We start from the raw sequence: 22,568 nt of genomic DNA, 5'->3' as shown, positions 1-22,568 counted from the left end.
AATATAGGACAATTTTGTACGCTAAACCAATGTGATCATCCGTATTTAACTGGTTATTTACAAAGACAGTTAATTATCGTTATATATCTGAAAATAATCGTGTAGAGATCTCTTCGATTTCATTCCTATAATGGATATGAATGTAAATTCATTGTAGAAGGAGAGATTTTATGCGAGAAAGGATTATGAAATGGGTAGCTGTATTTCTGCTTTTGTTTTTAACGTTCCCGTCCAACACGGGTGTTGGCGTTCAAACAGCTTATGCGGAAAGTCAAACCTATGAAGCAGAAGCCCAAGTTAATGTTTTAAGCGGTAACGCCTCGGTAGCCGAATGCACCGTATGCTCGGGAGGAAAGAAGGTAGGTGGTCTCTATCAAGGTAGCTCACTGCAATTGAATGGCATTACCTTGAACGAAGCTGGAAGCTACAAGGTATCGGTTTCTTACATATCCGGCGATCCTCGTGCGGTGAACATCCGCGCAAATGGAGGGAGTGCGGAAAACTTCGATTTTCCCAAAACGGCTGACTGGAACACGGTTGGCACTTTTGACGTCACGCTTCAACTGAAGGCCGGCACGAATACGATTGTGTTTGACGATGGAAATTGGTATTCGCCTGACATTGATAAAATAGTAATCGCTTCCAAAGTGACTCAAAATCCTGGAACTACAACCTATGAAGCAGAAGCTCCCGCTAACACACTTGCTGGCAAAGCAAGCATTTCTAATTGCAGCAGTTGTTCGGAAGGTAAAAAAGTTGGTGATTTGTATCAAGGCAGCTCGCTGCAATTTAATGGAGTTGAAGTAGGTTCAACAGGGAATTATCAAGTAACGGTATCTTATATTTCTGGCGATCCGCGTTCCGTACAAGTCAGTGCAAATGGTGAATCTTCAGAGACGTATGATTTTCCAAAAACACCTGACTGGCATACAGTGAATACGTACGTTATCACTTTAGCTTTAGTGGCGGGCAGCAACACGATCCAGTTTGCTGACGGCAACGGCTACTCCCCGGATTTGGATAAAATCGTCGTCGGTCCCAAGGTTGAACCGAATCCTGGTGAAGACGATAACGTCGACAGTAACCTTGGCGCTCCCGGCGAGTCGAAACAGTACGGTGCCATCACCGTAACGCATTATACGTATGGCGCGACGTTTTCGAACGGTGAGACAACCGTTACGTACCATACGAATAGTGGACTGGCAGATTATTCATGGAGGGATTCCAAAATTGTAAAGGGAGTATACAGCAGCTTACAATTGGGCGGCGAACTCGTCACAAGCAAGAGTTATGCCCACCATACGTTATCGGATGCTGCAATCGTCCCGGTTCATGATGGTTTCGGTACGGGGCTTCGTTTTACCGTAATTAACGAATCGCCTGGTAAACCTTCACTTCATCAAATCTATACCGTATATGAAGGAAAGAGCTTCTTTCTGACTCAGTTAAAAGCGGTAAACACCACATCCATGACGACGAATACCATAGCACCTGTCGTTGTGAACAATACGGGCGGCGTGGATATTGGCAGCTATGCGGATAACAGAGCGCTATTTGTCCCATTTGATAATGATAATTGGATTCGGTATAAGGCCCAATCGATCAACACCTCGAACACAGGATATGAAGTAACGGCTATTTACGATAACGCGAATCGAAATGGTCTTGTGATCGGCTCTGTCACTCATGATACGTGGAAGACGGGGATTACTTGGAACGGGTTTAATAATAAATTGAATAACCTCACGGTGTATGGCGGAGCATCTTCCAATGTGACGCACGATGCGGAGCCTCACGGCAGCGTTTCTGGTACTGAAGTAACATCACCAACCGTGTTTGTCGGCTTTTTTGCGGATTACCGTGTGGGTCTCGAAGAATACGGACGTGCGAACGCCGTCTTTACCCCGCCATTAAGCTTTCAAGGACCTGTTGCCCAAGAAGTTCCGGTAGGCTGGAACAGTTGGGGAGCTTACGGCAGCAATCTCACCTACCAAGATGTCATAGATACGTCGAACTACTTCAAGGAGCACCTCCAGAACAAATCTTTTAACAACAAGGGGTCACTCTACATTAACTTAGACTCCTATTGGGACAATTTATCGGATACTCAGCTGCAAAATGCGGTGAAAACCATTCACCAAAATGGTCAGCAAGCGGGTATTTATTGGGGACCTTTCGTTTTCTGGGGGACGAATATGAGTCAGACAGTTGAGGGAACGAACAATCAATACACGTACGGAGACATCGTACTAAGGGATAGTGCGGGGAAGATCTTGCCTACGCTGGATGGTGCTTATGCGCTAGATCCGACTCATCCGGGGACGAAGGCACGAATGGATTATTATTTGGGGAAATTTAAGTCCTTAGGTTTCACATATATTAAATTGGATTTCTTAACGCACGGTTCTTTGGAAGGAAAGCACGCGGACCCAACTGTGACTACTGGTATTCAAGCTTACAATCAGGGGATGGCGTACGTGAATCATGTTATTGCTGGCAGCATGTTCATAAGCGAATCGATTGCGCCGTTATTCCCTAGTCAGTATGCGCACAGCCGTCGAATATCTTGTGATGTATATGGCAAAATCAGTGAAACCGAATACGAGCTGAACTCACTCACTTATGGTTGGTGGCAGAATGGAACGATTTACCCGTACACCGACCCAGATCATATGTCGTTGTCGAGAGCAAGCTCCATAGACGAAGCGCGCAGCAGAGTAAATTCTGCCGTTATTTCGGGCACGGTGTTCTTGAATTCGGATGACGTTCATAATGAGACAGCACAAACCTATATGAAAGAATTGTTGACGAATAAGGCAGTCAACCAAGTCGCTTTACTAGGTAAAGCTTTCCAAGAGGTGGAAGGGAATACCGGAGCAAATGCTGCCGATACTTTCGTACTGAATGACAATGGAACGTATTATGTGGCTGTCTTCAATTATAGCGGTACTTCCGCTTCGGTGAAGTCCGTTGATCTGGCGCGTGCTGGATTGAATGGCAGCAGTAGCTATCTTCGAACTGATTTATGGACAGGAGCCGAGGATAAGGTGAGCGGCAAACTAGACATTACCCTGAAGCCAGCCGAGTCTAAACTGTTTAAGCTTCAGCTTGATTCTATTCCTCCTACGACAACCGTCGTCGTAGAGGGGATCAGTGGTTCCGGAACCTTTACCAACAAAGATATTAAGTTGACATTCTTTGCAGCGGATCAGCCGGGAGGCACCGGCATATTGTTGACGCAATATCAGCTGAATGGCGGAGAGTGGAAAACGGTAAACGGATCTGTAACGCTAACCGTGGAGGGCATTTACAACATTCGTTATCGTTCGAAGGATCGATACGGCAATGTGGAGGAAGCCAAGCAAGTGACAGTGGGCATCGATCGCACAGCACCCGTTGTCCGAATAAGCGAACCATTAACAATCTGGCAAACAGATCCGTTGAACCTGCCGGTTCAGATCACGGATGCGTTAAGCGGCATAAGCAACAGCACTCTACAACTGGATAAGAAAATCTCGGGCAATCCCATTCAAGCTACACCTGCGTCTTTAGCTGTTGGAAACCATGTCATCGAGATCTTCGGGACAGATCTGGCCGGCAATGTGACGGCGAATACGTATACGCTTCAGGTACAGATAGATACCAATCATTTCATGGATCTCATCAATATCGGTGTTGCGAATGGTTCGATCACCATTTCAGACAAGGGCAAGGAGCTGCTTGCCAAAGTGGAAGCGATTGTGCGCAGCCATAATAAGGAAGCGACTGTCCTGCAATTAAAAGCGCTGCGAATGTTTGTGCAAGTTTTAACCGTTGGCAAGAAGATCACCAAAGAGTTTTCTGATATTCTCATTGCTGACATCGATTACTTCATCCAAAAGGCCAGTAAATAGCTGTAAGGAAAAGGGGCTCCAGCAAGAGCCCCTTTGTTTCAACATTATGCTTGCGAACTAATACCGTGCAGCGGAATACGAATTTGCGCCTTCGTTCCGATGCCGAACTTACTATAAAGGCTAACACCGTATTCGTCTCCGAATGCTAATTTGATCCGCTGATCAACATTGGTAATCCCATACCCCGAGACGTTGTCGGTTTTATTCAAAGCACGTTCCAGCGTTTCAGTTCGCATGCCCATGCCATCGTCAATTACTTCCAGATAAATATCGCGCTCATCCTTGTACACTTTTATGATGATATTAATTCCCACTTCATCATCCCAAATGGCATGATTGATGGCGTTTTCGACAAAAGGCTGCAGCGACAGCTTGACCGTCTGATAAACAAGTACGGAATCGTCAATTACATAGTGGAGCCGAAGTAGTCCATCAAACCTACGCTGCTGGATGGCGATGTAATATTTCGTGAGTTTGATTTCTTCACTGATAGGCAATATCATTTTGCCTTTATTTAAAGAAATTCGGTAAAACTTGGCGAGGTGCGAGACCATTTCATTAATGGTGTTATCTCCATGCTTAACGGATAATGCAGAGATGGATGCCAGAGTGTTATATAAAAAATGCGGATTGATTTGGGCTTGCAGCATTTTCATTTCTGCTTCTTTCTTGGCAATTTCCTTCTTGTAGACCTCGTTGATCAATTCTTTCAGGCGACCCGTCATTTTTTGGAAGGCAAAGGATAACTGTCCAATTTCGTCATGTCCCATAAACGTCATGCTGACATTAAAATCTTCCCGTTCTACCCGCCGGATCACTTGAAGCAGGGATTCGATTCGTTTGGTAAAGAAGCGTGAGGTTATATAAATTAAGACAACAGAGATCGCTATACTGCTCAAAGCTATGAGTAGAATTCGTTTGGATGCTTTTTGAGCGTTCGTAATGAAGCTCTTGTAGGGAATAACGGAAATCGTTTTCCAGCCATTTTTAATCGTGTTGTAAACGACCAGCGATTTCTCGCCATTGTACATGCTGTCGAAGCTTCCTGATTCGTTCTTGCCGAAATGACCGGGGATTAAAGTGTTGATATTTTGATTCAGAAACGTTTTATTGCGGTTGGATAAAATATTGCCGTTCTCGTTGACGATATAAATATCTTTTTGTTTATCTTCCTTTTCCATGAGCCGATAGATGTCGGCTTCGGCAATATCGAACGTAAGTATACCGTAAGGATAGTTAAGGCTGTTGTTATTGAGCAAACGCGCCAGCGTGAATACAGGCTCGGCGGCATTTGTAGTTGCGGAAACGCTGTATGTCACATTGCCATGAGAGTTGGCGATAGACGCGTACCAATTGGTGGCTTGTGCCGCCGAATCAATTCGCTTAATATACACGCTATCCGCAGGGAATGTTGTATTGCTTATGTAGATGGATGCCGCCCGAATATCGGGATTCGTTGCCAATACATTTTTCATCACATTATTGAAGTAAATATAGGAATCCAAGTACTCTGTTTCGTTTTCGCTGTAATCTTTGATCAATAGAAGACGCAGCGTATTATCCAAATAAATGGAAGCAGATATTTTCGAATAGGAATCAAGCTTTGTTTCCAAGTTTGTGTTAATTTGATCGGTCGTTGCAATCATATTGGCGTAGATTTGCGTCGTTAACTCCTGTTTGGTGGTGTCATAGGAATATTTGACGAAAAACAATAACGGTAAGATCGAAACAATGCAAAAGACGGCGAATAATTTACGGTTCAAATTGAGATTTAGAAATGTTTTGACTACAAACCGGAGTGGCAGTGGCAATCGTCCCTGTTTCATAAAAGCTTTTTCCTGTATTCATTGGGTGTCGTTCCTTTAAACTTCTGAAATACGGAGCAAAAATAAGAGACGTTTTCGTAGCCAACGGATGCAGCAATCTCATGGATTTTTTTGGATTTATCTTTTAGCAATTCAGCAGCATGATGAATCCGTACACGAGTCATATATTCCAATATCGTTTCTCCTGTTTTTTCCTTAAATAAGGTTCGTACGTAATTAGGTGATAAATACACTTGTTTAGCGATATCCTCGATGGTTAATTGTCTGCTGAAACTGCGGTCGATAAGACTAGTGATTTGATGAATGATATGGAGATTTTTGTCTTTGTCCTTGTCCTTCATTAGGGTGAGGATGGAATGGCAGACAGCCAGGATGTGATCTTCGATTTCATTTATGGTTGAATAATTAGCGATTCGCTTCCAGTCATCGACATACATGGAATTGACGGAGTCACCTCCGATTAAATTGGCAAAATGCTGCTCTATGGCCGTAATAAGGCGCAGTGAGCTTGAGCAAACGAGATCTCGGTCAACTTTCGAGGTGCGCATTTCTTCAAAGAAGTCTTGAATTACGGTGATACTTGTAGCTTCTTGCAAGTGGGAAATGGCATGACAAAGTGATGCAATTGCCGGTTCAGGGTTCACCTCTTTGTACACGGGCACGACAGCTTGATCGGCCAATGTACACGATCCCAAACCGAAATAAAATTTGCTTTCATTCGCTCGTTTGGCGCCTACTACTAATTCATATAGGCTATCCAAGCCCATACGAACGTCGGATACACCGATTGAAAGGATGGCGTCGTTTCTGTCGTTAACATACCGAATCAGCTGCTCTGATGCTTGGTAAAGCTCTATTGACGCTGTATCAAGCTTGTGACAGAGGAATACGAAAGTTCCTTCTTTGATTGGACAGAGAAAGGAATGGGGGATTTCCGCCTGCGCGTAATTGCGGATGAGTGTCACGAGCTCTACACTATAATTGCTAACAGGGTCAACCGTTATATATAGCATTTGAAAAAGACCGCCCGATGGTATCAGAGATGGCAGCAATAACAGTTTCTCGATCCATTGAGATCTAATCACGGGACTACTTTCCAAGAGCAGCTCCCGCAGATAGGATTCCTTTAGTACTTCCGAAGTTTGGGAGGAAATCCGCAATTCTTCACATTTCTGTTTGACTTTCTCCATTAAATGCTGGAGCTCTCCCACGTCGAGAGGCTTCAACAAATAGCCGATCGCTTCCACAGATAGTGCTGCTTTAATATAGTGAAACTCATCGTGCCCACTTAGGAAAATGATCTGGACATTGCGATTCATCTGTTTAGCCCGCCTGCTGAATTCCAGTCCGTCCATAATCGGCATACGGACATCCGTTAATATGATATCAGGTCGAAGCTCTTCCATGCGTTGAAGCGCTTCTCTGCCATTCTTCGCGGTCCCAGCGACACGAATGCCCATGTCTCCCCAACGAACGTAATCGGCTAGCATCTCGAGCTCAATTTTTTCATCGTCTACAAGTAGTATGTTGTACATTGCAAGCGTTGCCACCTTTCTGAACGCCAAGTCTTACCAAATGTATTGTAAAACGTATAGCTCAAATAAACAATGACCTCGGAAAAGGATCGTTCATTTGGAATATGTTTCGGAAGAAACTTGTATAGAATTTCCTTTTCCTCATTCCTATAATGAGAATATACAAAATGATGATGGTTGTGATGGAGCGGCACAGGCCGCCGCAGCCTGGAAAAGGCGGGTTATACATATGGAAGCGCGACTTAAAAGGATGAAGGGGCAAAAATATTTATACCTCATGATTTTGCCCGCATTCATCTCTACCCTCTTATTTTCATATGGTCCAATGTTCGGCTTGTACATGGCGTTCATCAATTACTCGCCCGGCGGAGGTTCTTTTTTTCACCAGTTCTTTACGAGCAAGTTCGTTGGCTTTGAATGGTTTCGGTACTTTTTCACAAGCGGTGATTTTTATATCATCATGCGCAATACATTAGCGCAAAGCTTCTTATCACTGTTGGTTGGATTTCCGGCACCGATACTGCTGGCTCTTATGATTAATGAGGTGAAGACCGGCTTATTCAGAAAGCTGGTACAAACGGTATCGTATTTACCTCACTTTATCTCTTGGGTAATTGCTGCAAACATTATCATAACGCTGTTATCCTCACAGGGTTTAATCAACAAGTTGTTGATGCTAATGAACATTACGGAACAACCGGTGCAATTTTTCCAAAATGGCCATTATTTCTGGGGGATCATTGCCGTATCCAATATGTGGAAAGATATGGGGTTTAACGCCATCATGTATTTGGCTGCGATATCCGCTATCAATCCCGAACAATATGAAGCAGCAAGAGTTGATGGTGCCAGCCGCATGCGCCAAATGTTTCATGTCACACTTCCGTCTTTACGCCCCACGATCGCCATTTTGGCCATTTTGTCAATAGGAGGTATCTTGAACGCGGGATTTGATCAGCAGTATTTGCTGCAAAACAATACCATCTTGAAATATTCGGACGTTATCGATACCTATACGTACAGATACGGACTGCAGAATGGCATGTTCTCTTACGGTGCTGCGGTTGGATTGTTCAAATCGGTCATTGCCTTCATCCTAGTGGTCAGTGTCAACACGTTATCCAAGCGAATGAATCAGCAATCTTTGTTCTAAAAAGAATTAGATAGGAAAAGGTGAATCTGAATGAGAACAAAATCGAATGGCGATATCATCTTCACCGGGTTCGTCTATACATTCCTCTTTCTGGTGTTTATTGCAACGTTCTATCCCTTCTGGAACATTCTAGTGCTGTCACTGAACAGTGCGGAGGATACGATCCGGGGCGGTGTTTATTTTTGGCCGAGGGCATTTTCCTTAACGAGTTATGTGCAGATTTTAGGCGATCAGGAAATTATAAATGGGGTCAAAGTGACGCTAGCACGCACACTGGTCGGTACACCTCTTGCTGTTCTGGTAATCAGTCTACTATCATACCCGCTCAGCAAGCGTGATTTGGTTGGTGGGAAGTTCATCACACTGTTCTTCATATTCACGATGTACTTTGGCGGAGGCTTAATCCCCTACTACATGATTTTAAAGAGTCTGCACCTGATTGATACCTTCTGGGTGTACATTGCGCCAGGTCTTATGAATGTGTTTTTTATGATTCTCGTACGTACATTTATTCAGCAGCTTCCTGGGGAATTAGATGAATCTGCAAAAATGGACGGCGCCAACGATCTGCAAATTTTCGTTAAGATCGTATTGCCGTTGACGACTCCGGTTCTTGCTACCATCGGTTTGTTTACGGCGATCGGCCATTGGAACTCTTGGTTTGATTCTTATGTATTCACCTACAAGCCTGAACTGAAGACACTGCAGGCTGTTCTTGTCAAAATTTTGAATCAATACCAGACATCCTCTATGGTGTCGGATGCGCAGCAGATGGCGGACTCGGCGAAACGCCTCGCCGTATCGTCAGATTCGATCCGTATGGCTGCTACGATTGTGGCAACGGTGCCTATTGTCATCGTGTATCCGTTCTTGCAAAAGTATTTTGTCAAGGGGATGACCGTGGGAGCTGTTAAAGCCTAATCCAGTTTGCTCATTTTTGAAAGGCGGTGGTTAGAGCCCAATCCAACGTGGATAGGACGATACCCTAGCAAGCAAAGTAATTTCATTTATTCCAATACAATTAGTCAAGGGGGATTTTATTCTATGTTCAAGACTAAGAAATCGTTTCATGTGCTGCTTTCAACGATCCTTATGGGTTCCGTCATCGCTGGTTGCACGACGAAAGAAAATACGGCCTCAACAAGTGAGAAGCCAGCTGCTGCAACTGATAACAAAGCAAACGATACGACACCGATTAAAATGACGTTCTTTGATAAAAATACGGGCGATGCTTTCACGAACGATGTTGCGAAGGAAATTACGAAACGAACGGGTGTGACGATTGAAATTCAGCAGCCAACGGGCAATCCTTCCGAAAAGCTGAATCTGATGCTCGCCAGCAGCGATTTGCCGGATCTTGTTCTCATGGATCGAGGAGATATCGTTAGTAAGTACATCGCCGCAGGCGCAATTATTCCGCTGGATGATCTCATTGCGAAATACGGTCCCAACGTGCAGAAAATGTATGGGGACACTTTGAAAAAGACGCGGTTTACCGACGGGAAGAACTACTATCTTTCTAACTGGTACGGCCCAGAGAATGAGCCTGTATTCGGCATAAATATGCGCATGGATTGGCTTAAACAAATTGCTCCGGACAAAGCTGATGGCGGAAAGCCGTTCACGGCAGATGAGTTCGAGACGCTGCTGAAGGATTTTAAGACAAAGCTTGGCAAAGTAGACGGCAAAGACGTATTCCCGATGAGCTTCAACGGTGAAAACATGGGTGCTGTGCTCGGAACGTTTAAAGGTATGTGGGGAATGAGAACGTACTTCGAAGAAAATGGAAGCCTGAAGTATGATGTGAAAGACCCAAGATATAAGGAAATGTTAATGTACTTGAATAAACTGTACCGCCAAGGCTTAATTGATCCAGAATGGCCAGTCAACAAGAAGCAAACGTGGGAGCAAAAGATTTCTAACGGACTCGTATTTGCTTCACCAGGCGCTTATTGGGATTTCGGTACTCCTAACGGTGTGCTTAAGAAAGCAGGCGGACCTGAGAAACAGCTGTATCCGTATAAACTTGTAGGACCTGGTGTTGACCCGGCCAAAACGACATTAGGACCTAAAAGTTCGCTCGGTTGGGATGCGATCGCGATTACAAAAACGAATAAAAACCCAGAAAGAACGATGAAACTCATTGACTTCCTGGCTAGCGAAGAAGGCCAATACCTACTCATGTGGGGGATTGAGGGTGTGCACTGGGATAAGAAGGACGGCAAGCATACACCGCGTCCGGATGTTCTTCAAGGCTTTAAAGATGATTGGGATAACTACGCGAAGAAAACAGGTATTCGCAAATGGACTTGGTTCGTAAAGAACGGTAAAGGCTCCGACGGTACGCCGTATGATTTGCCGGGACGTTACCAACGTAACGAGATCGACCAGATGGCACTGAAGAACTTGTCCGATACGGTGTGGGAAACAGCGGCTTATGATAATCTCGGACCTGCCGGCGGCACCCCGGATGCGCTAGTCAGCCAGAAAATTTCAGATATTATGAGCCAGACAATTACCAAAGTAATCATCTCCAAGTCCGAAACGGATGCAGCCGCATTGTTTGATAAAATGCTTGCCGATATGAAGGCAGCAGGTGACGAGAAGGTAGAGAAAATCATGAGCGAAAACTACAAGAAACGTATGGATCTTTGGAAATGATGATATCCAGTACGATTATCTTCCAAGAGTTGAACGGGCAAGTAGTTGTAGAAAATGGGTTGTGCCGAATAATCGTTGATATAGCAAGCGGATTAACCGAATATGAATGGGATTCCGGGATCCGCTTGAGCAGCGCTTACAGTGCAGCCCGGATCGAAGGCCGATATTTGGCTTCGACCGAATATTCAGAGCACACACTGTCCGTTAGCGACAATTTCATGATCCATGATGAGTTCGGCACAGGCTGCCGCTTCTCTGTGATTCATTCCGCTGAGTCGCTTCCGGTTATGACGCAGACGTTCTGGCTGTATGAAAAAGTACCATACTTTTTCGTTCAAGTTGAGCTGGAGAGTGAATCGGAAGCTTTGGAGACGAACTATATTTCTCCATTGACGGTGAATCCAGATAAGGGATCATCAGCGATTTCTATGGACATGGAGGTAAAGGAACTACGTGCCTTGTTGGTGCCTTTCGATAACGACAAATGGGTGCGTTACGAATCAATCGCTATGCCCAATCAGCTGGAAAGCTACGAGGTAACGGCTATTTTTGAACCTGTATCAAGAAAAGGGTTAGTTGTTGGTTCGGTTACACATGATACTTGGAAAACCGGTCTGAAAGTCGTCGGATGTGAAGGAGCTGCTATACACCATCTGGAGGTATATGGTGGAGCAGTAGGGGAGTACACACGCGATACCCTGCCTCACGGTTCGCTGATTGGCAAAACAGTCGCTTCACCTCGCATCTTTGTGGGCATGTATGCGGATTACAGGACTGGACTGGAGGCGTACGGAAAGGCAAATGCTGTGATAGCCCCGCCACTTCAATGGGAACACGGCGTTCCGTTTGGTTGGAACAGCTGGTCGGCGGCAGGCGGAGAACTGGACTATGAGCTTTACACCCATACGTCGGACTTTTTAAAGAGTTTGCACGAGGGCGGGTTTCATCATCAAGGGACTATCTACATAAACTTTGATTCCTTTTGGACGAATTTATCACAGGACCAGCTCGAGGATGCCGTGTATCACGTTCGTAACAATGGTCAAAAACCCGGCATTTATTGGACACCTTTTGCTTTCTGGGGGAAAGATTTCGATCGGATTGTGGAAGGCACCGATGGCAAGTATACGTATCGAGATCTTATGCTACGAGATGAACAGGGACAAATTTTACCCGAGTTGGACGGAGGACTTGCGATTGATCCTACCCACCCTGGCAATTTGATGCGGACGGAATGGCACCTTGAACGTTTTGTCAGGTGGGGCTTCGAGTACATAAAACTCGACTTTCTGGGTCACGGTGCTTTGGAAGGCAGGCACTTTAATAAAGAAATACGTACAGGCTTACAAGCCTACAACCTTGGCATGGCGTTGATCAAGACTAGGCTTGATCCCATGATTATCGGGCGTCCTTTCTTTATAAATTTGTCCATCGCACCGATGTTTCCACATCAATACGCGCATAGTAGGCGAATTTCATGTGATGCTTTTGGTACACTGGAAGATACGGAGTATATGTTGAATTCACTCACCTATGGTTGGTGGATGAATGGAACACTATTTCCTTTCAATGATCCTGATCATACCGTTCTATATAAAAGTTTTAACCAAGAACCTACGATGGTTCAGGAAGGTAGGAGTCGCCTAAACGCGTCTCTTATTGCGGGGACGGTTCTTCTCATGGGGGATGATTTCCGTAATGAGGAAGCAAGAGCTAGGGCTAAAGAATGGTTGAATCGCCCAGATCTGCTAATAATTGCAAAGGCAGGACAAGGTTTTATTCCGGTAGAGGGAAATACAGATGCTGCTTCTGCTCATGTGTTTTTCAAAATTACGGATAAAGACTGTTTTATCGCCGTGTTTAACTTTAATAAAGATGCCAAGGTTGAGAAAAGGATATCCATGGAGCGTTTGGGTCTACCCAAAAATGTGCCGTATTGGCTGCATGATCTTTGGGAGGAAACGGTAATTCAGTCAACAGGAGATATAAACGTTCGCTTGGAACCGGCAGGGTCAAAGATTTTTAAGTTGATTTTATAGATGAAGAGCTGAATTGCAGCTCGAACAGAAACGGAGCACCGCAGGTTTGCGGGCTCCGTTTTCTATTTCATTATGGAATGTCACATCTTTTTACGAGATAATTCTCAAAATTGTTGAGAAATCTATAATAATGAATTAACATACAGGAAGTAAAGGGAAGGTAAGCGTATTCGAGTACGGCTATTTTACTTCGTAGGAGTTGTCTAACGGATCATGATCAAGAAAGAAATCGCACATATTCGCAAGCATTTTAAATTGGATAACGAAATGCTTAAAATTCACGATATTTTTAACGTGTATATTATGAAGGAAACCAACGAGATCTATCATTATGAGCGCCAGCCATTCAACTTTGTGGACAGGGAGAAGCAGGAACTCTATATGGCCAATTTCAAAAAACTGCTGACCGGCGAATTAGATCAGAAGATGTACGAATTAAAGTTTCAGGAGGAAGCGGAGCAGCCTACACAGGTGCTTCTCCATCAGGGTTTGATCACTGGTAATCCGGAAGAATGGCAAGATCTGATGCTTCTGTTGGTAGATAAAATGTTGGTGGATAACGTCTACGAACAGGATACGGTAATTACGTTTGTCCACGGCCAATATTCCAATCCAACCAAGAGCAGAAACGAAGATGCCATGGAGAGCGAGAAGAACGAGATGTTCTCGAATCCATTCATTCTGTGCAGCGTGAATTCTACGGAACAACAGAAGAAAACGCTTATGTTTGACTATGTGGAGAGAGAATTTAAGTATAATGTATTCGTAGATCCGATCATCAAATTGAATACGCCGGAGCAAGGTTTTTTCTACCCTAGCGTGACGGACAATTATTCCGATGTGAATCGCATTCTGTATTGCTCGGGAAGAGCGCATGAACCGAATTGGCAGTTTATCGAGCAAGTCTTAAATGCCGAGAAAACCGTGACCGCGATGGAAGAGAGAGCCATTTTCGAGGACATCGTGAAGGAAGTTGTAGGCGAGCAAATGGATGCCTCTACGATCGCTCACGTGTACGAGGAAATTCATCGGGTCATCGAGTCCAACGAGGAAGAAGAGCCAGCAAAGCTGGATTATAAAGATGTGGAACGTATGTTGTCGACGAGTGGCGTAGAAAACGTGACGATGGAAAAGGTGGAACGAGCGTTCCAAAACGTCGTCGATGACAAAAATTATGAGCTCAAAGCGAGCAGCGTTATTCCGAAGTTCACATCGAAATCGATTAAGATTGATACGAAGGTTGCCACGATTACGGTCAGTCCGCAGGATATAAAATACGTGAGACAGGTGAATTATCAAGGAAAACGATGTATCATGATCGAAGTTGACGAGGACGTCGTGATCGAAGGGTTTACGCTTAGTACGGAGATGTTGTAGGCATCATAGTTGAATATTAATAACGGAGCGCCGCGGGTTTGCGGGCTCCGTTTTTATTATACTTACACTACCGACGAAATGTAGTTGGAGAAGCCCCCGCTATTTTCTTAAAAGCACGGCTGAAAGCATGAATATTTTGAAAGCCGGTCTGATCTGCAATTTGCTTTATCGGGATATTCGTATATTGAATCAACTGCTTGGCTTTCTCAAACCGAACCAATCGGTGAAACTGGATGGGACTCATCTGAAAGGCTGTTTTGAATAGGCGGACGAGGTAATATTTACTTATGTTAAATGTTTTGGAAAGCTCTTCGAGGCTAACCTCTCGATCGGTGATGCTGTTTAAATAACGTTGGATGAGTTGCAGCTCGTCTAATTTGTATTGTAGTTGTGGCGATTGGTTCCAATGATGCTCGCGGACAAGTTGGATGATTAGTTTAATCATAATCCCTTTAACATGGATTTCATAAAGGGGAGCTTTTAATTGAAATTCGGTAATAAGTTCAAACAACAGCTTCTCAAACAAATCCGGATTGTTTAACCTCACGACATCAGGTAAATTATACGGGGGATCGGATAGGAGGTCGGGTCGGAATAACGTTTTTTCATGTTCTGACATATCGGCATCCATCTTAAATGAAGTTCCCACTTCCACACTGTCCTCTTGCTCTAACAAATCGAAATGAATATGCGGTTGGCGGACAGGCTTATCACCACTCACTTTAATTGAATGCCTCTTCTTAGGCTTAAAAATAAATACATCCCCAGGAAGACCATGGTAGATATGATCCTCAATGGTAACCAGTAATTCCCCTTCTTTTAAATACAGGAACTCATAGTCCCAGATAACGCGTTCCATTACCCGCCAGTAGGGGAGTTGATAAATATCCATGGCAATACGAATGTACGGAGAGATGGTATTCATTAGAAGCTTTTCCTCCCTCAACTGAGAAATAGATACCTAAAATTATAGCAATAAATGATAAATGTTCATATTGTTTGGCTAAATATTTTCTGTTATTTCAAAACTATACTTAAGGGGAATTTATCGGAACTGGAAGGATCGTGAGCGTTATGGATGGATTGGGGCAACTATGTCAATTGCGAGAGGGTATTAAGTCCAAAAGAGTGTCTAGTTACGATCGCAGCGGAGGTAACGCTGATTATGTGCGTATTGCTGCCGGTGAAACGACAAATATTGCTGATATAGCAGGTGCCGGCATTATTAAGCATATATGGATTACATTCAGTTCAGAGGATGCTTTTATGCGGCGGAACGCCATTATTCGCATGTATTGGGATGGGGAAGAGCATCCGAGTGTAGAGGCGCCTTTAGGAGATTTCTTCGGCCAAGGCTGGGGAGAAGAATATTCGTTCACTTCGCTTCCGCTTGCTGCAGCACCTCATAAGGGCAAAGCGCTTAACTGCTACTTTCCAATGCCGTTTAACAATGGAGCACGAATCGCCATCGAAAATCAGTCGGATATCGATATCCGTGCTTTCTTCTACTATGTGGATTATGAAGTGCACCCTTCCATTCCGGTATCGATGGGAAGATTCCACGCCTGGTGGAACCGAGAGGCAACGACAGAGGTTCATCCACCTGAGGGTGAAATGGAGTGGATAGGCCGTAATCAGACGGATGCCAACAATTACTTGTTTGCTGAGATTGAAGGTAAAGGACACTTTGTTGGAATCAATTACTATGTCGATAGTCCGGGACCGATGTGGTACGGAGAAGGTGACGATATGTGGATGATAGACGGCGAAGACTGGCCGGGATCGTTACACGGCACCGGTACGGAAGATTTTTTTAATACAGCTTGGTGCCCCAATGAGTTGTATACCCATCCTTATTTTGGCTGTGCTCGAATTCCGAACAAGTTGGGATGGATGGGCCGAACCCATGTCTACCGTTTTCTGCTGGAAGACCCCATTTACTTCGAAAAATCGTTGAGAGCCAGCATTGAACATGGCCATGATAACAATCTGGCTCTGGATATCAGCACCGTCTCTTACTGGTACCAGACGGAGCCTCACAAAATATTCCCCCCTCTTCCAGTAAAAGCATCTAGAGCCAATATGCCGGAAATCAGTATCAAGGACGTGCACACTTGGCGACATGAGTGGCGACAAGCTAGGGGTGGTTCAGGTACGCTTTGGGGGAATGAGAAAGATGGAACATGATGCGTATGGCAAATGTATGGATGCATAACAAATTGCGGAGATAGAAGGTTAGATCGTATGGATGCCTATCAGCAAAGCGTGATTTCCAATGTTTATCATGAATTAGCCAAAAACTTAAGCTGGAGTGACGGGCTTGTCCAGATATCTCAACCTGGGCACACGCGGGAAGCTTCACAATATGCGGAATGCCATGAAGGGCGGACGTCAGCTGATTATTATGCGGTTGGAGCTTTCTTAGGTCAAATAGAAGAGTTGCAGGGGAAGCAGATTCTAGCAGAATTAAGTAAGCTTCAGGTAAGAGATCTCCAGCATCCGCAGTATGGCGGAATGCGGTGGTATAGAGAAGAAACCGTCATTAATGATACGAATGCTGCTTTTTTTATTCTAATGCCCTTAACAACGATACGATTCTTATACCCGGAATCCTTTCCAGCAAGCCATATTGAGCTGCTCGATACCATGATGGATGCCGGTATGGCGTGGTTTGCCCATGAATGTACGGACCCCATTCTGTATTACCCCAACAAAATAATTAGTGATGGCGCACTGCTGCTCACGCTGAGTCGTATTCGCAACCACGACATAAATTACCGCAAGGCGGTAGACTTCTTTGAGAAATGGCAAGATTACACGATTCGCAGAGGCTGGGGTTGGGGCGAGAACATCAGCCTGCATTATTTGACCATTATACTCAACGCCTTGGGTCTGGCTTGCAAGGCATTCAAGCCATCAGAAGGTGAGCTAAAGAGTAAATTGCAGAAGCAGATAGATGTTTTGTTAGAGTATATTCGCTTTCAAGGACCTGGCGAGCTTGTACCTTCTATTCGAAGCTACAACTTCGATGGGAAAACGGAGAAGGCGAGCTTCTTATGGATTATTGCTGGTTTAAAGCATAAAGTTATGGACGAAATCAAGCAGGATTCGATCGTTAATCATTGGTCTTTAACTGCTATGATCAGCCTGCTTCTGTTTGAAGAAAGCTGGAAAGAACCGCATACGGTTCAGCTAGAAACTCCGCGAGTTCGCAAAGAACCCATATTTGATCAGAGTTATTCGTACACGTGGGTGGGACATACGGGCAGATTGGGCAGCATTAACCAATTCCCAGTTATTCCAGGTTCTTATCAATGGCCAACTTGGGGGCTTGGATGGCAATCGTTTCCAGTGAGCTTCCGTATTGAAGGTGCTAATCTAGGGTATCTTCGCTGGTCTGTGAAAGAAAACGGTAGACAGCGGACCCATCCAGCCAGAAATAAAGAAACGTATTTAAGTCCTGCGCTATTTGGGGAGACATGGTTTCCTGATGTGCAAACCCAATGTGCGCAATCAGAGCATATGCTGCTTGTCTGCCGTTCGATGAGCGAAATTAACAATCAAGCTGCTGAGCTTGCAGATGAATGGGTCATCCATCGCTTTCAAGGCAAAATCATCCAGATGGTAGACTGGGTGGTTCTGCAATATAAGCAATCAGCTGTTGCAATAAGAGCTTTGAGTGGAATTTCCTATTTACAACAAGAGCGGGCGGCTCAAGGCATTCAACTCGAGCAGGTGGGAGAAAGCTTATATATCAGGCAAGTATTATACAGTGGAGAAGAAACAACGCTCCAGCATCCACGGCTGGAAGCAGCATGGGCTGTGCTCTTCTTTGATAGCGTCTCGGATCAAGTGGAAATACGACAGCGCCTAGAGAGGGTAGTTATTACAGATCGATCCAGGTCAGATGGCGAGGTTCCGCGAATCAGCTATCATGAACTTCACCAGATGCAAATGGCAGACCGTAGCAGTAAGGTTTCACTAACGGTTGACCCCTACGCGATAAATAAAGAATAAGGAGGGAACGATATGGTGCAATTGCTAGATAGAAACATCATGGAGCAGCATATTGAGAAGTTGATTCTGCAGATGAAGGATTTAAAGAGCTCGATAGACGAGTCATGTCCGATTGGAATTATTTCGATGGATAATTGGGAGTGGCCGCAGGGAGTCGGTTTGTTCTCTCTCTATTTGTATTATAAGGAAACTAATAACCCACATCTGCTTGCTTATCTGGTGGAATGGTTCGATAAGCGGATTGCTGAAGGCTTGCCGCCGAAGAACGTCAATACCATGTGCCCGATGTTAACGATGAGCTACTTGTATGATGAAACACAGGATGAAAAGTATTTGCAGATATGCAAGGAATGGGCCAGTTATGTGCTGGAGGAGATGCCGAGAACCATCGAATTTGGGATTCAACATGCGGTTTCCGGACAGCTTAATGAGGGCCAGCTCTGGGATGATACGCTTTATATGACAGTACTTTTTGTTGCTCGTATGGGCATAATTCTTGAGGATGACCGCTATATCCAAGAGAGTATCCGCCAATTTCTCGTCCATCTTAAGTATTTAACGGATCCGGTAAGTGGGTTGTTCTTCCATGGTTGGACCTTCGAAGGGAGGCATCACTTTGCCAAAGCGCTTTGGGCGAGAGGTAATTGCTGGTATACGGCTGGGTTGGTCGACTATCTTGATATTGTAGAACTTCCGCAAGGTGTTCAGGACTTTCTTATTTCTTCATTAGAGAGACAGGTCAGCGCACTCCAGCATTTGCAAGCGGAAGATGGGTTGTGGCATACGCTTCTCGATGACTCTACTTCCTATAAAGAGACCTCAGCTACATCTGCATTTGCTTATGGTATTCTTAAGGCAGTCCGTAAAGGATATCTGGATCCCCAGTATAAGACGGTTGGCTTAAAGGCGCTTCAAGCTGCTATTGGGCAAATTGATGAACAGGGTATCGTGCAGGGTGTTTCCTATGGAACAGGAATGGGTTTGACACTTCAGGCTTACAAGGATACTCCGATTTGTCCCATGCCTTACGGACAGTCGATGGCACTATTGGGCTTAGTCGAAGGCTTGAAGCATGTTTGAGAAAATGAAATAGGTAGAGAGATATGATGGAGGAGGTGGTGATTAATTTTGAATGATCACGCTTACAAATAGGGGGTATATAGGGAAACTAATGGAATGAATAATTATTGCTACATGGCTATTGAAATGACCACTACATAATAAGGAGTGATTTTCAATGACAACGGAAATTAATTTTCGCAAAGTAGTAATTGTAAGTCTAATCGCATCCATCCTGATTGTTTTATTCGGAGCTTTACCGGCTAAGCGTGCATTTGCAGGTACACAAGCAAGCTATTATGTCGATTTTACTAGCGGTCTTGATACGAACGCAGGTACTTTTGCAGCACCTTTTAAAACGATAGAGAAGGCAAGAGCAGCAGTAGATATCATTAATGACAATATGACAGGCGATATTTATGTTTACCTTCGCGGAGGCACGCATACGCTATCCAGCTCCGTGGTATTCGATTCCAGTGATTCGGGTACAAATGGTTATAAAGTTTACTATAAGCCATATGCATCAGAAGTGCCTGTCGTATCTGGCGGGGAAAATTTGAGCGGCAGTTGGACCTTGTATGATGCAACGAAAAATATATACCGAAGAAGTGTGACGGCCGGTCTTGAATTCCGTCAGCTGTATGTAAATGATCAACAAACGACAAGGGCGCGCATTCCAAATGTGACAAACGCCGATACCTTGGGGCCTTATTACCAGACGATCGGTTATGAGCCGCTGACAACACCTGCACCTGCTCCGGCAGATCGCGTAGATGGTAAATATAAAATTAATAAAGCAGAAATAGCGGCCTGGGCTAACCCCACACAAGTGGAAATGGTTGTTCAACCCCACTGGTATCATAATAATTTAAGAGTTGCAGCCTATACCACCGATGCCACTTATGCCTATGTCACATTTCAAGCGTCTGAAAAAGCACTTGCGTTTAAAAAAGATGACAGCTTCTTTGTCGGCAATGCGTACTATTTTGAAAATGCCTATGAGCTTCTGGATGCTGAAGGCGAATGGTATTTAAATACGGTGACGGACTACCTGTATTACAAACCACGTACCGGCGAGAACATGGCTACCGTATCCGTTGTTGCTCCTAAAGTAGACGTATTATTTGACCTCGTAGGAGCTTCTGGATCTAATATTCATGATATTGAGTTTAGTGGAATTACTTTTAAGTATTCCAGCTGGAATACGCCAAGCTCGTCCGGACTGGTCGCAACGCAAGGTCTTCAGCCATTACCGTTTGATACAGCGACCGGATATGCATCCGTACCTCCAGCAATGGTCAGAGTTTCTTACGCCAACCATCTTCGTTTTATCAATAATACCTTTAAATTCGCGGGAGCCAATGGGCTGCAGTTTTTTATAGGCGTCAGTGAGAGCCAAATTGTAGGAAATACCTTTACTTATATGGCGGGCAATGGGATAAATCTCGATGGGTACAGTAAGAAGAACCCGACTGCAGCGGAGCAAACCAAGAACATTCTAGTGGGCAATAATACGATTTCGCGCTATGGGCAGGTATATACGAACGGCATAGGGATTCTAGCGGGCTTTGTCAAAGACACGATTATTGAGCATAACGAGGTCAGTTATGGTCCTTATATGGGGATGCAAATTGGGAACCAAGCATTTGCAAATATTGAGGTTGGGATGAGCAATAATAAGATCCGCTACAATGAGGTTCATCACGTGATGCAGAACCACGATGATGGCGGTGGCATTTATACCTTAGCCAGACAAACAAATACAGAGATATTTGAGAATTACATTCATGATATTGTGAAAAGTAGCTGGGCCATGAGCTTTGAGGTAGCGGCTATTTATCTTGATAATTACAGTGAATTTATAACTGCAGAGCATAACGTGTTTGCAAATGTTAACAAAGGAGAGCATTATAATCCAGGGGGGCACACGCAGAACAACACTTGGATAAACAATGGAACATCGGACGCATCCGTCATAAGCCATGCGGGGGTAATAGCAGGGTATGTGGAACCCGGTGTCGTATATGAATTTGAAAGCGAGAATATCGCTTATACCCCGTCAGGTGCTAGCGCCAGTGTGCAAACGCAGTTAGATGGAGCAAGTAGTGCACAGTGGGTATTGCTAAGTGCTGACGGAGCGGGAGACTACATTGACTTCACTTTGCCTAATGTTGCTGCTGGCGCTTATACCATTAAGCTAGTTTACAAGCAGTTCACCAGCAGAGGCATCATGCAGACAGAGAGTCCGATTGGAACGAACTTGGGACCTACACTTGACATGTATAGTTCACCAGGCGGTTACAGCGTATGGACCATAGGGAATAAGCTTTACGATACATCTGGCGATAAAACGCTTAGGTTTAGAGCAACAGGTAAGAATGCGGCATCGTCGAGCTACAACTTATCCTTTGACAAGATCATATTGGAGGCAAGTGTACTGGATCAAAATTTTGATGCCATGACAACAGGTTCAGCGCCAGCCGACTGGACAACGACTTCTAGCGGGGGGACGCTAACCGTAGAGGCCATGCCAAGTGCAACTGATAAAAGCTTGAAGGCTAATAAAACAGCAGTCAGTGCATCATCCATGACAGCTTACAAGAATTTTACAGCCAACTTGACTGCGGGAACGATTGAAACCAAGGCACGAGCTGAGCAAACCAATGCGACTAGCTATGTCATTATAGCCAAGGATAGCAGCGATACTTCAGCCATTCAGATCGCTTTTGGAAATAATGGATTTATCCAATATAGAAACAGCAGCGGATGGCAGAATACGACGATTAGCTATACGGCAGGTACCTGGTACGACTTTAAAGTTATATTTGATACCCTTACTGACACCTACAATTTATACATTAATCGAACTTTGTACACGACTGGAGTCAGCTTCATGGCGAATACAAGCAATTTAGCCAAAGTAGGCGTAGGCATTTATCAAACCGATCTCGGAACCGCTTACTTTGATACGATCAAAGTATACTGATCCATAAATCACACTAACAGGA

General features: G+C 44.5%; 13 protein-coding genes. 10 read left to right on the top strand and 3 right to left on the bottom strand.

What is annotated here, in order from left to right; genetic code table 11:
• Positions 1-170: 170 nt before the first annotated feature.
• Entirely contained in the window at positions 171-3,893 is a 3,723-nt protein-coding gene (locus tag AC58UX_RS05805) for an OmpL47-type beta-barrel domain-containing protein (RefSeq protein ID WP_497250410.1), read from the top strand.
• 44 nt (positions 3,894-3,937) lie between these two features.
• Here the strand turns inward: AC58UX_RS05805 and AC58UX_RS05800 are convergent, their stop codons facing one another.
• Together AC58UX_RS05800 and AC58UX_RS05795 are read right to left on the bottom strand one after the other, a co-directional pair.
• Positions 3,938-5,719, bottom strand: coding sequence for a cache domain-containing sensor histidine kinase (locus AC58UX_RS05800; RefSeq protein WP_497250408.1), 1,782 nt, complete (start codon positions 5,717-5,719; stop codon positions 3,938-3,940).
• Complete coding sequence (locus tag AC58UX_RS05795; RefSeq protein WP_497250406.1) at positions 5,716-7,254, bottom strand: response regulator transcription factor; 1,539 nt, start codon at positions 7,252-7,254, stop codon at positions 5,716-5,718. Before AC58UX_RS05795 ends, AC58UX_RS05800 begins: the two co-directional genes overlap by 4 nt.
• Before the next feature lie 229 nt (positions 7,255-7,483).
• Here AC58UX_RS05795 and AC58UX_RS05790 point away from each other — a divergent pair, with 229 nt between their 5' ends.
• The 5 genes from AC58UX_RS05790 (at position 7,484) to AC58UX_RS05770 (ending at position 14,484) form a co-directional block, all read left to right on the top strand.
• Entirely contained in the window at positions 7,484-8,407 is a 924-nt protein-coding gene (locus AC58UX_RS05790) for an ABC transporter permease (RefSeq protein ID WP_497250404.1), read from the top strand.
• A gap of 30 nt (positions 8,408-8,437) precedes the next feature.
• On the top strand, positions 8,438-9,328 hold the full coding sequence (locus AC58UX_RS05785; protein ID WP_497250402.1) for a carbohydrate ABC transporter permease: 891 nt from the start codon (positions 8,438-8,440) through the stop codon (positions 9,326-9,328).
• A 123-nt stretch (positions 9,329-9,451) separates the two neighbouring features.
• Positions 9,452-11,068, top strand: a complete 1,617-nt coding sequence (locus AC58UX_RS05780; protein WP_497250400.1) for an extracellular solute-binding protein — start codon at positions 9,452-9,454, stop codon at positions 11,066-11,068.
• The gene (locus AC58UX_RS05775; protein WP_497250398.1) at positions 11,065-13,107 is read left to right on the top strand and encodes an alpha-galactosidase; all 2,043 of its coding nucleotides are present in this window, start codon (positions 11,065-11,067) and stop codon (positions 13,105-13,107) included. Before AC58UX_RS05780 ends, AC58UX_RS05775 begins: the two co-directional genes overlap by 4 nt.
• Before the next feature lie 213 nt (positions 13,108-13,320).
• Positions 13,321-14,484, top strand: a complete 1,164-nt coding sequence (locus tag AC58UX_RS05770; protein ID WP_497250396.1) for a DUF4317 domain-containing protein — start codon at positions 13,321-13,323, stop codon at positions 14,482-14,484.
• A 67-nt stretch (positions 14,485-14,551) separates the two neighbouring features.
• Here the strand turns inward: AC58UX_RS05770 and AC58UX_RS05765 are convergent, their stop codons facing one another.
• Positions 14,552-15,409, bottom strand: coding sequence for a helix-turn-helix domain-containing protein (locus AC58UX_RS05765; RefSeq protein ID WP_497250394.1), 858 nt, complete (start codon positions 15,407-15,409; stop codon positions 14,552-14,554).
• Between the two features lie 149 nt (positions 15,410-15,558).
• Between AC58UX_RS05765 and AC58UX_RS05760 the strand changes: the two genes are divergently transcribed.
• The 4 genes from AC58UX_RS05760 to AC58UX_RS05745 all read left to right on the top strand — a co-directional run bounded on the left by AC58UX_RS05760 (position 15,559) and on the right by AC58UX_RS05745 (position 22,546).
• A complete protein-coding gene (locus AC58UX_RS05760; protein ID WP_497252081.1) occupies positions 15,559-16,671 on the top strand; it encodes a glycoside hydrolase family 172 protein in 1,113 nt (370 codons plus the stop codon).
• 57 nt (positions 16,672-16,728) lie between these two features.
• Positions 16,729-18,501, top strand: coding sequence for a hypothetical protein (locus tag AC58UX_RS05755; RefSeq protein ID WP_497250392.1), 1,773 nt, complete (start codon positions 16,729-16,731; stop codon positions 18,499-18,501).
• 12 nt (positions 18,502-18,513) lie between these two features.
• Positions 18,514-19,581 carry a beta-galactosidase BglB gene (bglB, locus tag AC58UX_RS05750; protein ID WP_497250390.1) on the top strand — a complete coding sequence of 356 codons (1,068 nt, stop codon included), beginning with the start codon at positions 18,514-18,516 and terminating at the stop codon, positions 19,579-19,581.
• 157 nt (positions 19,582-19,738) lie between these two features.
• Complete coding sequence (locus tag AC58UX_RS05745; RefSeq protein WP_497250388.1) at positions 19,739-22,546, top strand: right-handed parallel beta-helix repeat-containing protein; 2,808 nt, start codon at positions 19,739-19,741, stop codon at positions 22,544-22,546.
• The last annotated feature ends 22 nt before the right edge of the window (positions 22,547-22,568 follow it).

The sequence above is a fragment of the Paenibacillus sp. J22P90 genome, from assembly GCF_059692195.1.
The sequence above is the reverse complement of the archived record's forward strand: the minus strand, read 5'-3'. Positions and strand labels throughout refer to the sequence as shown.

Bases quoted from the DNA above. Each gene is read 5' to 3' on its own strand.
- AC58UX_RS05805 (WP_497250410.1), top strand. From the start codon at position 171: ATGCGAGAAAGGATTATGAAATGGGTAGCTGTATTTCTGCTTTTGTTT.
- bglB (WP_497250390.1), top strand. From the start codon at position 18,514: ATGGTGCAATTGCTAGATAGAAACATCATGGAGCAGCATATTGAGAAG.
- AC58UX_RS05760 (WP_497252081.1), top strand. From the start codon at position 15,559: ATGGATGGATTGGGGCAACTATGTCAATTGCGAGAGGGTATTAAGTCC.
- AC58UX_RS05790 (WP_497250404.1), top strand. From the start codon at position 7,484: ATGGAAGCGCGACTTAAAAGGATGAAGGGGCAAAAATATTTATACCTC.
- AC58UX_RS05780 (WP_497250400.1), top strand. From the start codon at position 9,452: ATGTTCAAGACTAAGAAATCGTTTCATGTGCTGCTTTCAACGATCCTT.
- AC58UX_RS05755 (WP_497250392.1), top strand. From the start codon at position 16,729: ATGGATGCCTATCAGCAAAGCGTGATTTCCAATGTTTATCATGAATTA.
- AC58UX_RS05795 (WP_497250406.1), bottom strand. From the start codon at position 7,254: ATGTACAACATACTACTTGTAGACGATGAAAAAATTGAGCTCGAGATG.
- AC58UX_RS05785 (WP_497250402.1), top strand. From the start codon at position 8,438: ATGAGAACAAAATCGAATGGCGATATCATCTTCACCGGGTTCGTCTAT.
- AC58UX_RS05745 (WP_497250388.1), top strand. From the start codon at position 19,739: ATGACAACGGAAATTAATTTTCGCAAAGTAGTAATTGTAAGTCTAATC.
- AC58UX_RS05765 (WP_497250394.1), bottom strand. From the start codon at position 15,409: ATGAATACCATCTCTCCGTACATTCGTATTGCCATGGATATTTATCAA.
- AC58UX_RS05775 (WP_497250398.1), top strand. From the start codon at position 11,065: ATGATGATATCCAGTACGATTATCTTCCAAGAGTTGAACGGGCAAGTA.
- AC58UX_RS05800 (WP_497250408.1), bottom strand. From the start codon at position 5,719: ATGAAACAGGGACGATTGCCACTGCCACTCCGGTTTGTAGTCAAAACA.
- AC58UX_RS05770 (WP_497250396.1), top strand. From the start codon at position 13,321: ATGATCAAGAAAGAAATCGCACATATTCGCAAGCATTTTAAATTGGAT.